15 protein-coding genes are annotated in these 15,816 nt (G+C 63.9%); 7 read left to right on the top strand and 8 right to left on the bottom strand.

Annotation, left to right across the window (positions count from 1 at the left end):
- Window positions 1–502 precede the first annotated feature (502 nt).
- Window positions 503–658, bottom strand: coding sequence for a c-type cytochrome (locus AC1D34_RS20685; protein ID WP_441493704.1), 156 nt, complete (start codon window positions 656–658; stop codon window positions 503–505).
- Window positions 659–851: 193 nt separating this feature from the next.
- On the opposite strand from AC1D34_RS20685, the gene AC1D34_RS20690 reads away from it, so the two are divergent.
- Entirely contained in the window at window positions 852–1,997 is a 1,146-nt protein-coding gene (locus tag AC1D34_RS20690) for an MFS transporter (RefSeq protein WP_441493700.1), read from the top strand.
- Between the two features lie 124 nt (window positions 1,998–2,121).
- Here the strand turns inward: AC1D34_RS20690 and AC1D34_RS20695 are convergent, their stop codons facing one another.
- The 4 genes from AC1D34_RS20695 to AC1D34_RS20710 all read right to left on the bottom strand — a co-directional run bounded on the left by AC1D34_RS20695 (window position 2,122) and on the right by AC1D34_RS20710 (window position 6,154).
- Window positions 2,122–3,615 (bottom strand): sensor domain-containing diguanylate cyclase, encoded by a 1,494-nt coding sequence (locus AC1D34_RS20695; protein ID WP_476825198.1) that lies wholly within the window; start codon window positions 3,613–3,615, stop codon window positions 2,122–2,124.
- Window positions 3,616–4,063: 448 nt separating this feature from the next.
- Entirely contained in the window at window positions 4,064–5,086 is a 1,023-nt protein-coding gene (locus AC1D34_RS20700) for a hypothetical protein (RefSeq protein ID WP_441493698.1), read from the bottom strand.
- Window positions 5,087–5,276: 190 nt separating this feature from the next.
- Complete coding sequence (locus AC1D34_RS20705; protein ID WP_441493697.1) at window positions 5,277–5,648, bottom strand: hypothetical protein; 372 nt, start codon at window positions 5,646–5,648, stop codon at window positions 5,277–5,279.
- 29 nt (window positions 5,649–5,677) lie between these two features.
- Window positions 5,678–6,154: an SRPBCC domain-containing protein gene (locus AC1D34_RS20710; protein WP_476825199.1), complete on the bottom strand. Its 477-nt coding sequence runs from the start codon at window positions 6,152–6,154 to the stop codon at window positions 5,678–5,680.
- Between the two features lie 50 nt (window positions 6,155–6,204).
- Between AC1D34_RS20710 and AC1D34_RS20715 the strand changes: the two genes are divergently transcribed.
- Complete coding sequence (locus AC1D34_RS20715; protein ID WP_441493695.1) at window positions 6,205–6,528, top strand: ArsR/SmtB family transcription factor; 324 nt, start codon at window positions 6,205–6,207, stop codon at window positions 6,526–6,528.
- Window positions 6,529–6,709: 181 nt separating this feature from the next.
- Here AC1D34_RS20715 and AC1D34_RS20720 read toward each other — a convergent pair whose 3' ends face one another.
- On the bottom strand, window positions 6,710–7,069 hold the full coding sequence (locus AC1D34_RS20720; protein WP_441493694.1) for a hypothetical protein: 360 nt from the start codon (window positions 7,067–7,069) through the stop codon (window positions 6,710–6,712).
- A 155-nt stretch (window positions 7,070–7,224) separates the two neighbouring features.
- Window positions 7,225–8,031, bottom strand: a complete 807-nt coding sequence (locus AC1D34_RS20725) for a TlpA family protein disulfide reductase (RefSeq protein WP_441493693.1) — start codon at window positions 8,029–8,031, stop codon at window positions 7,225–7,227.
- Between the two features lie 137 nt (window positions 8,032–8,168).
- On the opposite strand from AC1D34_RS20725, the gene AC1D34_RS20730 reads away from it, so the two are divergent.
- From AC1D34_RS20730 to AC1D34_RS20745, 4 genes are all read left to right on the top strand, one after another.
- On the top strand, window positions 8,169–8,804 hold the full coding sequence (locus tag AC1D34_RS20730) for a TlpA family protein disulfide reductase (protein WP_441493692.1): 636 nt from the start codon (window positions 8,169–8,171) through the stop codon (window positions 8,802–8,804).
- Window positions 8,805–9,047: 243 nt separating this feature from the next.
- Window positions 9,048–10,997, top strand: coding sequence for a PrkA family serine protein kinase (locus tag AC1D34_RS20735; protein WP_441493691.1), 1,950 nt, complete (start codon window positions 9,048–9,050; stop codon window positions 10,995–10,997).
- Window positions 10,998–11,015: 18 nt separating this feature from the next.
- Window positions 11,016–12,320: a YeaH/YhbH family protein gene (locus AC1D34_RS20740; protein ID WP_476825200.1), complete on the top strand. Its 1,305-nt coding sequence runs from the start codon at window positions 11,016–11,018 to the stop codon at window positions 12,318–12,320.
- A gap of 11 nt (window positions 12,321–12,331) precedes the next feature.
- Window positions 12,332–13,888, top strand: a complete 1,557-nt coding sequence (locus AC1D34_RS20745) for a SpoVR family protein (protein ID WP_441493689.1) — start codon at window positions 12,332–12,334, stop codon at window positions 13,886–13,888.
- Window positions 13,889–13,978: 90 nt separating this feature from the next.
- On the opposite strand, the gene AC1D34_RS20750 is transcribed toward AC1D34_RS20745, so the two are convergent.
- Window positions 13,979–14,881 (bottom strand): GNAT family N-acetyltransferase, encoded by a 903-nt coding sequence (locus AC1D34_RS20750; RefSeq protein WP_476825201.1) that lies wholly within the window; start codon window positions 14,879–14,881, stop codon window positions 13,979–13,981.
- A 292-nt stretch (window positions 14,882–15,173) separates the two neighbouring features.
- Between AC1D34_RS20750 and AC1D34_RS20755 the strand changes: the two genes are divergently transcribed.
- Window positions 15,174–15,816, top strand: a 643-nt coding sequence (locus AC1D34_RS20755; RefSeq protein ID WP_476825202.1) for a M20/M25/M40 family metallo-hydrolase, incomplete at its 3' end; no start/stop codon positions are given.

Below are 15,816 nucleotides of genomic sequence, written 5' to 3' on the forward strand. Positions count from 1 at the left end.
TCAAGCGCGCCGGAGCAGCGGCCACTCAGGGTGATCCTCGTTTCCCCCTGGTCGTGGCTGAAGCTGCAGGTGAGGGATTGGCTGAACCCGGGGCGTTGATCCTGCGCCCAGGCTGGCGATGTCGCGGCCAGGACCAGGGCCACCGCAAATGCCTTGTCGGTCAGGGTGTGTCGCATCGGTCTGTCCTCCCGTCGGCCAAACGTGGGAGTGCGCCTCATGATCAGGTCGGCGTGACGAATTGTGGGGCTCGGCATCCGCGGGATGACCGCGATCCCACCGGACGAGCCGGCGCCTCATCTCGCTTGCACGCGACGGGCCAAACTTAGCACAGCGCTCGCCCGCCGTGCCACACATCCCTCTGCCCGGAGAGACTGAGCGCATCATCCATCTCGATGCGAGGCGATCAGCTTGGACCTTGTCATCGGCGCGGACTCCCGCGTTCGTGCCAATATCTGAGTCATCCCGGCTGCTTGGGCTGAGATCATCACGTTCCAGTGGAACTTCACTGCGCCTTCTCATAGGCGGCATATTGCTCCTCCGTCATGCCCGGCAGCGTCTGCACGAAGGCAACGGCGGCCCGCAGGTCGTCGTCGCCATGGCTGTCCGCGAAGGACGGCATGCCGGTCATCCGAACCCCGTTCTTGACGATCCAGAAGATTTCGGCGGCGGGTGGGCGAAGCGATGGTGACCGACGGCGGGTCGGCCATCAACGCGGCGGGGCTGCCGGGCTCTTCCCGCTCGATTGACAGCATGCCGAATATTGCTACGCAGGCCGGCGAGGGAACGTCCTCAGTCCTGTTGCGGGATTAAAATCTCCGGGGCCGGCCCGGCCCGTTTTTTGGTTCCCGTGCGTGACTAAACCCAGACCTTGGACATCAAGCACTGCCCTGCTTGTCCGGTGGTTCATCTCATCGGCGACGCTCTCTGTCCCGCAGGCCGCAGGGCCGGTCGCCTTCGCGCTCGTCGCCCTGGCTCTGACGGGAGACACGAGCGGCGGCGCAGCGATGATCCTGGCGATGACGCTCGCGCAAGTGGTCGGTGCGATCCCGATCACCCGGGTCGGCAGACGCTTCCCGCCGACGACGTTCCTGCGGCTGCTGGTGGTCTTCCGGACCCTTGCGCTTGCCTCAATCGCAGTGCTGGCTCACCACGGGGCCGCGTTCGGCTGGCTCGTCGCATTCTCAGCCCTGGCAGGGGCGGTGAACGGCGCTGCCTTCGGCTATCTGCGCACGGTGCTCAACGCGCTGGCGCCGGCTGCGAAATTGCCGCGAGCGCTCGGCATCTCGGCGACCCTCAACGAGGTGACGTTCGTCCTGGCTCCCGTGGCCGCCTCCGGGCTGGGCGGCGTCTCGCCGGTCTTCGCCGTGCTGGTTGTCGCAGCGCTCGGGGCGATTCCAGCCCTGCTGGTGCCGACGACCGCCGCAGCCGCAGTGGAGGACGCGCATCATCCCGATGCGTCCGTGGTGAGCCCGGCGATCCTGCTCTGGCTGATGTGCGCCGCCGCAGGTGGATCGACCGTGGCGGCGATCGAGATCGGCGCTGTCGCTCTCGCCCTGCATTTCGGCTACGCACCGACGCTCGCGGTCCTGTTCACGGTGCCACTTTGCCTGGCTTCGGTGGCGGGCGGTGTCTGGGTCAGCATTCGCAACCGCATGCAGACGCGCAGGGCTGTCCTGATCCAGCTGACGATCATGACGGTCGGCTCCATCCTCGTCGCGCTCCAGATCTCGCTGGCGGTCACGGTCCTTGGCGCGGTCCTCGTCGGAATGGTTCTGGCCCCGCTCGGCACCTATTACTCGCTTGCTCTCGACGCGCTCGCCCCTCCGAAGAAGCGGCCCGAGGTCTTCGCGCTGCTTCGCACCGCGAACGCGACCGGCGTCATCCTGGCCAGCGCGGTGATGACAGCCGTCTCCCTGTCCACGGCCCTGATCGTCGTGAGCTGCCTGATGATCACGGTCGTGGTCGTCGTCGGCCTGTCCTCGCGCACCAAAACCTGAGGATCGGCGCCCGCGTTTCGCAGCTTCGGCCCGACCCAGGCCTGCCATGCCGGCAGCCCCCACCCCTTCACGGTCGTTTTGGCCTTCGCAATCGCCCCTGCCCCGGCGCTTGGAGCGCCCAGCGTCAAGGCGCGGGGGACGTGTCCGGCCGGCGACGGTCGTGATCGTTGCTGGCGTAGTAGCTGCGCTTGTTCTCATACATCAGCCGGTCGGCCCGTTTCACCAGGGACTCCATCGTTTCGCCCGGCTCGGAGGTGGCCATGCCCAGCGACAGGCTGAGCGCCGTGTCGCCATGGAACTGGTTGTTGAGCTCGATCAGCTGCTGGACATTGGCCAGAACCAGCCCCGCCTCGCCCGTGCCGGCGCCCGGCAGCACCACGGCGAATTCGTCGCCGCCGATCCGTGCTGCGAAGAGCGGCTTGTCCACCGCCTTGGCGAGCACCTCGCCGGCGCGGCGCAGCAGATCGTCGCCGGCGCCATGGCCGCACTCGTCATTGACGCGTTTCAGGCCGTTGAGATCGACCAGCATCAGCGAGATGCGCTGCGTGCGCTTGCGTTCGAGACGGTTGAGCTCGTCGACATAGAAGCTGCGGTTGTAGAGCTTGGTCAGCACGTCGTGCTTGCCCAGGAATTCGAGATAGGCCTCGGCCTTGCGCCTTGCCGTGATGTCGGTCAGCGCCACCTGGACCAGCGACCAGCTCTGTTCATGGCCCGGCAGCACGGAGAACTGCAGGTGCAGGTAAAGCAAAGTGCCGTCGAGCTTGTAGTTCACCACCTCGCGCTGCTGGAAGATCTTGCCGTTCCAGAGATCGATGAGCTGCTCGCGGAAGGGGACGCGCATCTCGCCGCGAAAAGCCTCGTCGAGATTGTCGAGCAGATGCGCCTTGTCGCGCGCCGCGAAGAGCTCGAGCGTGTGCCTGTTGACGTCGATCACCCTGATCTCGTGCATGCAGCGGTCGATGAATTCGGGATGCACCTCGGTGAAGACGCGCAGATCCTCGATGCCCTGCTCGCGCAGATCGTCGAGCAGGGCTTTGACATGGCGGAAATCCTCGACCCAGAGCGAGACCGGCGAATGGTCGAACAGGCCGCGCGCATAGGCCTCGCTCGCCACCAGCTCGCGCCGCGCCTGCTCGCGCTCGGTGATGTCGTCGATGGCGACCAGCACCCGGTCCCAGCTCGCCTCATGTCCCGGCAGGATGCGCCCGTTGATCTGGACGTCGAGCCGGCCGCCCGACAGCGTGTAATTGACGGTGCGGCTACTGAAATCGAGCTTGCCCTCCCAGAGCTGGACCAGCTCGTCGACATGGCTCTTCAGCATGTCGGCCCGGAAGACCTGGTCGAGATTGGCCATCAGGTGCGCGGTATCGTCGGCACCGAACAGGGTCAGGGTCTTCTGGTTGACCTTGAGCAGGYGGATGCGGCTGGAGCAGGCCTTGACCCGCCCGATATCGGCTTCGAGGAAGGCGCGCAGATCGTCGACGCCCTGCGTGCGCCATTCCGCAAACAGCGCCTGGATGCCGCTGTAATCCTCCAGCCAGAGCGAGACCGGCGCGAGATCGAACATATGCCGATCATCGGCAGCCACGGGGGGGATGGCAGGGGGCACGCTTGTCATCGACCATTCCAATTCCGGCTTGCCCGGAGGGCTTGAGCCACCGATCGCCGGGGCGGCCAAGCCTGATTCGTCAGGCGCCATGATACCGCAAGTTGTGGCGCAGGTTCGCCCGTCGGGTCGCTGCCCGATCAGCCGGCCCGGACGTTGGCGTCACGGATGTCGGTAATGGGCCGCGCACCCGTCGCTCTACGGACATCCGCGACGGTTGGATTGCTTGTCGTCGCGGCCTTATGTGCGGGGCGACGATCGCCGCCATCGCCCGGAGATGGAGACCTTCAGATCGGAGGCCTGTTTCCTCTGCTGGGAAGGCCCGACCCGGCGAAACCGGCGGCGCTCAGGACACCGGGCTCAAGCATCGGCCCGAAAAATGGATTGCGGCCATCGGGAAAGCCGATGCAAAAACAAAGGGTTATATCATTGGGCGGGATACGATATCCGGTCCGATGATCTAATGGCGCCTCCATTTGCAGGCCACTGCGACGATCCAATCATTCGCGCGCGCCCCGAGAGCACCGACCTTCGCTGCCAGACCAAGCAACAGCGTGAATGTGCCAGCGACCAATATGATCCGCGCGGCAATCGGTGTGCCGGGATAGAGTTCGGCTTCGATCGAGAAGCCCCACCAGCAGTAAACCAGCAGGCTTCCAGCCACCAAGGCAAAGCGGTGCGTGTCAGACCAGTCCCCCGCCCCGGATGACCAGGTGATGAGGGCGATCGAGCCTCCAGCGGCAGCCAGGATCAACAGGACTTCCACGATCGGGGGGATACTCCAATCCGCCGCAGAATCGTGAAGCAGGTAGAAGCCATAGCCGGTGATGAAGGCGACCGCCCCGATCAACCATGGTTTCGGTGCCCGTCGGAGGGCGCCTGGGGGTCGTTGAAGTTCAGCCTCGGTCCGTGGCGGAAAGAGCCGAAACGCTGCAATGACCAACGCCACCACGATCGCGCCACTGACCCCGAACTGGAGCGGCGTTGCGACAAAGGATGACTTCCAGATCATGAAGGCCATGATCAGGATCAGGCCGAATACGAACAAGGCTCCGACGACTATCAGCCCACGCCGTCCCAGCCATGGATGGTTTCGGCGYTCGCGGAACAGGAGTTCGGTCAATGCGATCGGCGTTGCGATACTCCACACGACATGAAGCGTGACGGTGAAGACGGTCCACGGCCCGCTTATTCCCAGTGCGGGCACGTAACCATAATCGAGCAGCCTCAATCCCTCGAAATTCGGATTGAAGATCGACTGGGTGGCAAACGCCTCTTCAAGGACGCCATAGGCGGTTGCAAGCATCAAGACGGTGGGCCAACCGCGACCTGTCTGCCGGGTCACCTCACGGATGAGCACGGCCCCCGAGCCATAGAGCAGGCTCAAAGGGGGCAGCAGCGCAATCATCGTCGTCGGCACATTTCCGAGAAGATACTCGGCAATCAGGGGAGCGATGACAAACAGGAGAATTACAGGTGCCACGTGCGCTGTTCTCGACCATCCCCTTCAGCCGCCCGCCCCCCGATCGGGGCAGAGGTAATGGGCTGAGCGCTTATCGAAGGCGGCAAACCCACATCACTGGGTTCATACCTGCAGAACCGCGCGCACCGCATTCAATGCCGTGCCGGCGACGGCGCCGCGCCCGTCGCGCAGTGGAAACGACGACGGGAACTCACCAGGCGTCGGGCTCGCGCACCACGTGAACGATGTTCGCGGGGTTCATGATCCATCCCCCGCGGAACGCTGCGCCAGGCGCCTCGAGCGTCTCGATCGGGTCGCAGCGGATCACGTCGGCCTTGGCGAGATGATCCGAGGCGCCCGGAAAATCATCCGTGAAGAGTTCGAGCCATATCTCGGCCTGGCTCACTGTCGGTACGTCGTCGAGCCAGAGCCGATTTGGCCCCAACTCGAAGCCGATTGCCGGCGCCTTGGCCGTAATGGGTTTCAAACCGATCACGTCCCGGTAGAAAGCAACCGTTGCGGCGTGCTGATGCGAGGGGATCTTCATCGCAATGTTGAGCCCCCCTCTGATCGCGGCAGTCATGAGATCCCTCCAGGTCCAGGTTGAAAAAATCAGAGATTGTCTTCGCTTGCAGGCACGCCCTTGAGTTCGCTGCGGTAATAGCCCTCCCTCAGATTGATGCCGTATTCGAGATAGGCCTTCATGCAGCAGAGCATCTGCGACCAGCCTGCGCAGTTGAGATAGGATCGGCTGACCGCCCTGGCGTCCGTGCGCCACCCGRATTCCGCGATCGTGACCAAGGTGGCTCCGTCCTCGAGCGGCTCAAAACTCATGTCGATCCGCGTCTTGTAGGAGGCCTCGACGCCGGCTCCGTCCCATCGCAACACAAGGCGGCTGCACGGCTCGACCTCGTCCACTTCGACGGGAACCTCCCCCCACCAGACCACCGTCGAACCCGGTATCAACGGGGCGCTGGCGCCGCCCACGGTGGTGAAATAGCCCGAGAGCGTCTTCGGGTTGACGACAGCGTCGAAGACTTCGGCCACCGGCTTCGAAATGCGTGCGGAAACTCTGAATTCCGGCGTCATGGTCACCCTCTGCCCTTGCGAGATGCGACCATATGTTATAAAAAAATAACATGTCAACAGACTCGCTTGATGACCTGGTTTTCAAGGCGCTCGCCCATCCCCGGCGACGCGAAATCCTCGATTTGCTGAAGGGAAAGCCGTTCACCACCGGCATGCTGGTCGACGCGTTTCCGGACATGGACCGGTGTACGGTCATGATGCACCTGAAGGTGCTGGAGGCGGCCGATCTCATCATCGTTCGACGCGAGGGCCGCGAACGCTGGAACCACCTTAACGCGATGCCGATCAAGCAGATCCACGATCGCTGGATCGGCGAGTATGCGACCCATGCGCTGAGCATACTCGACAGGCTGAGGTCTGATCTGAAGGAGTAAAGCGCGGTCTCGCTGGCGGCGCCTGGAGAGACGAAGCCGGGCCGGCTGAAAATGCCGGCGCGGGGCTCCGACGCTGGATCATTGGATCCGGCTATCCTATCCGGCCCAATGATCTAACCCTTTGTGTTTGCATCGGCTTTCCCAGAAAACCGCAATCCACTTTTCGGGGAAAGCCGATGCCTTAGTACGACCGCGAGGCGTCCTGCGATTGCTCGGCCTTGCCACGCAATATGGCAACATCTCCCCCTGCCTTGGCGGCCTCGGCCATGAGGAAGCGCAATCGTGCCTGGCGCGAATTCGACCGACCCGTCTGCTCCAGCCAGGCGGTATAATCTGCGGCCCGAAGGGTGATCAGTTGAATTGCGTGTCCCTTGGCGAGGAGACGTTCCGTGGCTGCCGTGGCTGCCCGTTTCCAACTTTCAAAGTCTGTCGGAAGTCGCGGCTCGTCGGATGCCAACCGCACCAATTCGGCGAAGTCAGCTTCCTCGTACCACGGCACGACAATCACCGTGCTCAGCCGATTGCTTCGCTCCAAACCCATCCCCTCGTCTGCTCCGGGGTTCCTGAACCGTGTCAGTCTCCCGTCCAGGTCACCATCGCCGCTCGGCGCGGTTCTCACAACCCAGGACTGTGTCAGCCCAAGACGCGCCCCCCGGGGTGCGAAAGCCGTGGTGCTACCGGCCTGAGGGGGATCGCTCAGCGCGGCTCCGCCAAGATTCCCTCGATACCGGCGGCCAGGGCCTCCCGCGAAATCTCGCCTGTATGGAGCGAGGCGAGCGTGCCGTCGCGGCGCAGGAACAGCGTCACCGGCAGGCCAGGCGCTGCGTAATGGCGCGAGAGGGCCATTGCGGCATCGAGCAGGACGTGGTCGAGCGTCAGCCGGTCGGCCAAGAGATAGCTCCGGATCTTCTCGGCGCTCTCGCCCTGGTTCACGAAGAGGAAGCCGACATCCGCCCGCTCGGCCGCTTCGCGCGCCAGCATCGGCATCTCCCGGCGGCAGGGCGGGCACCACGTCGCCCAGAGATTGACGACGAGCGGCTTGCCCTCGAAATCGCCGATCGAGCGGAGGGCGCCGTCCAGGGTGGCCATGCGGGTTGCCGGCGCCTGCTGGCCATAGGTCGCCTTCGTCAGCCCCAGCGTCACCAGTCCGACGAGGCCGGCGACCAGCACCGCCCCGACTGCGCCCGCGGCAAAGCGAACCGAGCGAGCATAGATCGCGGTGACGAGCGCCACCCCGAGCAGCCCGGCGGGGATCGAGAACCCGCCTTGCCAGATCGCCAGCATGCGCCATGGTTCCGCGGCAAAGCCCGGCCAATGCAGGGCGACATGGCCGAGGCGGGCGGCGACGATCGCGGCAAGGACCGCCGACGATGCCCATGCGTTCAAGCGCGCGTCAAGGCGCCTGGACAGGAGTGCTGCTGCCGTCAGCAGGGTCGCGATCGCGAGGATCGCGGCGAAGCGGTCCGGCGCGAAGACGAAGGGACCGATGCTGACTGCATTCATCCGATTGCGCTCCTGCTCTCGCGCGATAAGGCCGGCCGATCCGAGGGCCGGTTCCGGCTGCATCGGGCGGGCGCCTTAAGCCAGGCTTAAGCTCAGTTTCCTCTCGGGCTTCGCAGGCAAGAGAGCAAGGCATCGCTATGACGCAAGACGACATCCGGCAGGACAGCAGGCCCGCGAGCCCGATCCTGCATCGCCGCCAGGTCCTGCTGGGCAGCTTGCTGCTGGGCGGATCGGCCGGGGCGATCTCGCTGTTGCCGCCGCGGGCGCTGGCGGCTCCGCCGCCCTTCGTGACCGAAGCCGGCGGGCAATTCATCGAACTCGACCCGCGCGAGGACGTCTCGGCCCTCTCGCTCACGGATTTCAACGGCCGAACCCGGTCGTTCGCCAGCTATCGGGGCCGCCCCTGTCTCGTGGCCTTCTGGGCGAGTTGGTGCCCACCCTGTCTTCGCGAGCTGCCGATCCTGCATCGCCTGCAGCAGAGACGCGATCTCGGCTTCGCCGTGGTCCCCGTCTCAATCGACCGCGACGCGGCCAAAGCCCAACGGCTCATCGACCGGTTGGGACTGCGCGGCTTTACGAGCTTCATCGACCGCGACGGCCTCGTCGCCTCGGGTCCGAAATCGCAGGTGCAGACGCCATTCCAGCTCTACGGGATGCCGATGACCTATATCGTCGATGCCGAGGGCAGGACGGCCGGCCATCTCGCCGGCGCGGCGGACTGGGGCACGCCGGAGGCGATCCGGCTCATGCACTATTTCGCGCGCGAGGGCTGACCAGGACGCACTTCGCCCGCATACTGGAGCCTGTTGGCTTCGGCGTCATGGGAGATGCCCGAAGAACAGGCGGACGAACGAAAGGACCGAGGTCTCGACCCGCACCAGGCCGCGCGGCGCGCTCGCCGTTCGAGGCCCTCCGCCTGGCATCAAAGTGCCATGGGGCAGGAACTTGCGAGACCGTCATCGGTTGAATGTTCGGGGGCTGTTGTCGACAACCTCCGACGACGTGGGATGGTTGCCATGATCGAGAGAGACGGCGATGTATTCCGTTTATTTTCAGAGGATTATCGAAGCTTTTCGCAGGAGGAGATGAGCCTGCGGGAATACCTGCTGGCCTGCCGCGAAGACAAATCGATGTATGCCTCCGCCCCTGAGCGGATGGTCGACGCGATCGGCGCGCCAAAGCTTTTCGATACGAGCCAGGACGAGCGCCTCGGCCGGATATTCTCCAACCGGACGGTCAAGCTCTACCCGTCCTTTACCGATTTCTTCGGCATGGAGGATACGATCGAGAGGATCGCCGGCTATTTCCGCTACGCATCGCAGGGCCTGGAGGAGCGCAAGCAGATCCTCTATCTGCTCGGCCCCGTCGGCGGCGGCAAATCCTCCCTCGCCGAGCGACTGAAGAAGCTGATGGAGGAGCGCCCCTTCTACACGCTCAAGGTCGGGGACCGGATCAGCCCGGTCTTCGAATCGCCTCTGGGCCTGTTCCGTCCCGATCGGATGGGCGATCTCTTCGAGGACAAGTACGGGATCGCGCGGCGTCGACTGACCGGCCTGATCTCGCCCTGGGCGGCGAAGCGGCTCGACGAGCTCTCGGGCGATATCTCTGGGTTCAGCGTCGTCAAACTGAACCCCTCGCGCTTGCGGCAGGTCGGCATCGCGAAAAGCGAACCAGGCGACGAGAACAATCAGGATGTCTCGACGCTCGTCGGCAAGGTCGACATCCGCCAGCTCGAAAACTTCAGCCAGTCGGACCCGGACGCCTATTCCTACAGCGGCGGGCTGAACCGGACGACGCAGGGGCTGCTCGAATTCGTCGAGATGTTCAAGGCGCCGATCAAGGTGCTGCATCCCCTGCTGACCGCGACCCAGGAAGGCAGCTACAACGGCACCGAGAACTTCGGAGCCTTTCCCTACCAGGGCATCGTTCTGGCTCATTCCAACGAGTCCGAATGGCTCCAGTTCAAGAACAACAAGAACAACGAGGCGTTCCTCGACCGCATCCTGGTGGTCAAGGTGCCCTATTGCCTGCGCGTCACCGAAGAGCGGCAGATCTACGAGAAACTGCTGCGCGAGAGTGAACTGGCCGGCAGCCCCTGCACGCCGGAAGTGCTCGATATCCTCAGCCGCTTCTCGGTCTCGACGCGGCTGGCCGAGTTCGAGAACTCGCCGCTCTATACAAAGATGCGCGTCTATGACGGCGAGAACCTCAAGGAAGTGGAGCCAAAGGCGAAGGCCATCCAGGAGTATCGCGACGCCGCCGGGGTCGACGAGGGCATGACCGGCGTCAGCACGCGCTTTGCCTTCAAGATTCTCTCGCAGACCTTCAACTACGACACCAGGGAACTGGCCGCCGACCCGGTGCACCTGATGTACATCCTGGAAGGCGCGATCAAGCGCGAGCAATTCCCCAAGGAGACGGAAGCGGCCTATCTCGACTTCATCAAGTCGGAGCTCGCGACGCGCTATGCCGAGTTCATCGGCCACGAGATCCAGAAAGCCTATCTGGAATCCTATGGCGAATACGGCCAGAACCTGTTCGACCGCTACATCGCCTATGCCGACGCCTGGGTCGAGGATCAGGACTACAAGGACCCCGATACCGGCCAGCTGCTCAACCGGCAGGTCCTCGACACTGAATTGTCGCAGATCGAAAAGCCGGCGGGCATCGCCAATCCCAAGGACTTCCGCAACGAGGTCGTGAAGTTCACCTTGCGCGCCCGGTCCAGGAACAATGGCCGCAACCCGTCCTGGACCAGCTATGAGAAGCTGCGCCAGGTGATCGAGAAGCGGATGTTCGGTCAGGTCGAGGATCTGCTGCCCGTCATCAGCTTCGGCTCGAAGCAGGACAGCGTGACCGAGAAGCGTCACCAGGGCTTCGTTCAGCGCATGGTGGAGCGTGGCTATACCGAGCGCCAGGTCCGGCGCCTGGTGGACTGGTACATGCGTGTGAACAAGGCGGGTTGAACGCGGCCGGAGCGTGCCATGCCGATTTTCATCGACCGCCGCCTGAACCCGAAGGACAAGAGCCTGGGCAATCGCCAGCGCTTTCTGCACCGCGTCCGCGCGGAACTGAAGCGCAGCGTCCAGGAACAGATCCGGGCCGGCAAGATCGCCGATGCAGACGGGGCGCACGCCGTTTCGCTCCCGGCGAAGCGCACGAGCGAGCCGCGCTTCCGCGATGCCGGGGACAGCGGCCGGCGCCAGCATGTCCTGCCCGGAAACAGGCATTTCGCGCCGGGGGACAGGATGCCGAAGCCKGGCCGGGGCGGCGGATCGGGATCGTCGCCCGGCCTGGAGGATTCCGAGGACGATTTCCGCTTCGTGCTGTCGCGCGAGGAGGTGCTCGATCTGTTCTTCGAGGATCTCGCACTTCCCGACATGGTCAAGCTCAATCTCAAGGAGATCGTCGCCTTCAAGCCGCGGCGGGCCGGCTTCTCGGCAAGCGGCTCGCCGACGAACATCAACATCGCGCGCACCATGCGAAACAGCCAGGGCCGCCGCATCGCCCTCCAGCGGCCCAGGCGCGAGGAGATCGAGGCCATCCTGCGCGAACTGGCCAGGATCGAGGCCGACGAGCCAGGCGCCGCCCGGGCCGACGTCGCAGCCCTGCGCGCCGAACTCGACCGGCTGGAGCGCCGGCGCCGGGTGATTTCCTTCGTCGACCCGGTCGATATCCGCTTCAATCGCTTCGACGCGCAGCCTCAGCCCAACGCGAACGCGGTGATGTTCTGCCTGATGGACGTCTCAGGCTCGATGGGAGAACGCGAGAAGGAGCTGGCCAAGCGCTTCTTCGTCCTGCTGCATCTGTTCCTGAAGCGGCGCTACGACCGCACGGACATCGTCTTCATCCGCCATACCCACGTGGCGCAGGAGGTGGACGAGGACACCTTCTTCTTCAGCATGCAGAGCGGCGGCACCGTCGTTTCCACGGCGCTGGAGGAGATGCAGCGCATCATCGCGCAGCGCTATCCCAGCCGGCAGTGGAACATCTACGCCGCCCAGGCGTCGGACGGCGACAACCTCGCGACCGACTCCAGGCGCTGCCTCAAACTGATGGATGGCGAGATCATGCGCCTGTGCCAGTATTTTGCCTATGTCGAGATCATCGACGAACGCGAGAGCGAGATCTTCGGCTCCACGGACAACGGCACTTCGCTCTGGCGCGCCTATCTCACGGTCAAGGAGAGATGGCCGAATTTTGGCATGAGCCGCATCGCTCGGGCCGCCGACATCTACCCGGTCTTCCGGCATCTCTTCACCCGCCAACCGGCGCAGCTGCGCAAGTGAGGGAAGCGCCGATGGCGAGGCAAACGCCCCGATCCGATCTGCTGTTCTCCGGCTCGGACTGGAACTTCGCGACCTTGTCGCATGCCTACGACGTCATCGAGGCGGTTGCGAAGGAAGAGCTCCGGCTCGATGTCTACCCGGTGCAGATGGAGATCATCTCCTCAGAGCAGATGCTCGATGCCTATTCATCCATCGGCATGCCGCTGATGTATCGCCACTGGTCATTCGGCAAGCACTTCCTCCGCCAGGAACTGCTCTATCGCAAGGCCGGTCGCGGCCTCGCCTATGAAGTGGTGATCAACTCCAATCCCTGCATCGTCTATCTGATGGAAGAGAACACCATGGCCCTGCAGGCCCTGGTGACCGCGCATGCGGCCCTCGGCCACAATCATTTCTTCAAGAACAACTACCTGTTCCAGCAATGGGCCGATGCCGGCGCGATTCTCGGCTATCTCGATTTCGCCAAGGGCTTCATCGCCCGCTGCGAGGAAAGGCATGGCGTTGCGGCGATCGAGGCCATTCTCGACGCCGCCCATGCGCTGATGGAACAAGGCGTGTTCCGCTATCGCCGCCCTCCCCGGCTCTCCTCCGACAGGCACCGCGAGGGGCTTCGCGAGCGGCTGGAATACGAAGAGCGTTCCTATAACGACCTATGGCGCACGGTCCCGCGCTTGGCGGACGACGCCAAGCCCGACGAGAGCGAGGCCTCGATCGCCGAACGGAAAAGGGCGCTCAATCTCCCCGAGGAGAACCTGCTCTATTTCCTGGAGAAGAACAGCCTGATCCTCCAGCCCTGGCAGCGCGAGATCCTGAGGATCGTCCGGGTCATAGCGCAGTATTTCTATCCCCAGCGGCAGACGCAGGTGATGAACGAAGGCTGCGCGACCTTCGTGCATTATACGATCATGAATGCACTGTTCGACCGCGGCCGGATCAGCGAGGGCGCCATGCTGGAAATCCTGCGCAACCACTCGAACGTCGTCTTCCAGCCTGCCTTCGACGATCCCCGCTTTTCCGGCATCAACCCTTATGCCCTGGGGCTGGACATGATGCAGGACATCCAGCGTGTCGTGACCGAGCCGACCGCGGAAGATCGCGACTGGTTTCCCGAAATCGCGGGAACCGGCGACTGGTGCACGATCCTGCTCGACGCCTGGGCCAACCACCGCGATGAATCCTTCATTCGCCAGTATCTCAGCCCGACCCTGATCCGGAAGTGGCGGCTGTTCTTGCTCTCCGACGCGGCGAACGACTCGTTCTACAGCGTGGCTTCGATCCATAATGAGCGCGGTTACGCATCCATACGCACGGCCCTGGCCCAGAAATACGACATCGCGTCGAGCCATGCGGACATCCAGGTCGTGGATGTGGACCTGCTCGGCCAGCGGCATCTGCGCCTGCAGCACAAGGTCAATGACGGCATCCTGTTGGAAAGCGCCGGCTGCGATGCGACGCTGCGGCATATCCATGAGCTATGGGGCTATGAGGTCAGCCTGGAAGGCGTCGACGCGCAGACGGGGGTCACGGTCTTCGAACGGTCCAGCCGTCAGCTTGACGGATCGCTATAGCTCATAGGCACCGGGACGCGCATTGTGCCGCGCCCCCAGGCCGTTGAATCAGTCCGTTCCAACGCTGTCATCAGAAGCAGGTGCTCATGATCACATGAAGCCCGGATTGCGCGGCAGGTATCGCGTCCAGGTTCCATAGCCCTGTGATGCCATCAGCAGCATGGGAAAGGTGATGTGCATGCCCTGACGGACGGCAAGGCTCAACGCGCTTTCGCATGTACCAGGCAGGAATGCCGATATTGTCTCGCAGCGCCTGTCGGCCGCTATCCGCAATGCCGCCGCAAAGACATCGCCGAGGTCGTCGACCTCCCTGACGGCGAGAGGTCCGATATGCCCGCTGGACCTGACATAGCCGTAGCCGAGACAATCGTTGCCGGCGCAGAACAAGACCCCCGTGGTGGCCGGGTCATCGAGCAGGTAGCGGTGATGCTTCTCTCGCGAGACGCCGATCGCGCGGGAATCGATCTCGGCCAGTCTCTCCAGGGTCGCGGCGCTGCCGTCGATCGGGATGCTCTGCAACGCAGGCTCCGGCAGTCCCTCGATCACCCGCTCCCGCGCCGCCCTGAGAAAATAGATCGGCATCCTTGGAAAGAGGCCATGCCGGATGTAGAGCCCCTGCGAGACCCTGTTGAAGGTAAAGGTGATCAGAACCTTGTGAGCAGCAGTTGATTTGCGGGCATGCTCCAGGCTCAACTTCATCAATTCATTGCCGATGCCACGTCCCTGCTGGGCCGGATCAACGAATAACTGGGCCAGAAACCAGACATCCCCGCACACCCAACTCCAGGCGAACCCCAGGAGCTCACCGTCATCCTCCGCGACCCATAGGCCGTCGGGATCGTCCTTGAGTGAAAACAGCTGAAAATTGGGAGCGCTCGACGTCGCCATCAGACCGAAACCATGGCGCGTGGTCAGATCATTGATGCTGGCAACGACGAGGGCATCGGCCGTCGCCAAATCCTGCGCTCGGGCCGGCCTGTAGACGAGTGACATGGGACAGCTCCGTCAGAGCAATTCAGATCAGTCTTGGCATCGAATCTCCGGCTGACAAGGCCAATGCCATCGCGCTGCCGCAGGCCCGCTCTTTCGCGCGCCTGCTTGATGGCTGAGTTGGTCGTGCGCCCTTCCCGGCCGGCCTGACCGTCAAAAGCCCGTGCGCGCCGTGAGCCCGGCGCAATGGCGCCACGCGTGCCGCCCGGGGGAGAACGCTTGCGCCGCACCGAGGCTGAAGGCAGACGTGGCGCAGTTCTGAAGGTCATGAAGACCGCATGATGAGGAAATGCCAGTGCAGCGCGATCACGCCTCTGAAATTGCCGCGATCACCCACCATCCGGCCTTCAAGGAGGCGGTCAGGGTGCTCGAGGCCGAGCATGACCGCACCATTGCCGACATCATCACGCTGACCGAGATTCCCGCGCCCCCCTTCAAGGAGGAGAAGCGCGCCGCCGCCTATCTGGAGATGCTGCAGGCGCATGGCCTGGAGGATGTCGAGCAGGACGAGATCGGCAATGTGATGGGCCTGCGGCGCGGCACCGGCAACGGCGGATTGATCGTGGTCGCCGCGCATCTCGATACGGTTTTCCCTGAGGGAACCGATGTCACCGTGCGCCGCGAGGGCACGAAGCTCTTTGCCCCGGGCGTCGGCGATGACACCCGCAGCCTGGCCGTGCTCCTGGCCTTCGTGCGCGCGATGGACGCTGCCGGCGTCCGGACTCGCAACGATATCCTGTTCGTGGGCGATGTCGGCGAGGAAGGGCTCGGCGACCTGCGCGGCGTCCGCCATCTCTTCAGCAAGGGCCGGTATCGCGACAAGATCGCAGCCTTCATCACCGTCGACAGTCCGCAGGTGGAGAAGATCGTCGTCGGCGGCGTCGGCTCGAAGCGCTATTCCGTCAGGTTCAAGGGGCCCGGCGGGCACAGCTTCCAGG

This window comes from Allobosea sp. P1_A7 (assembly GCF_056406775.1).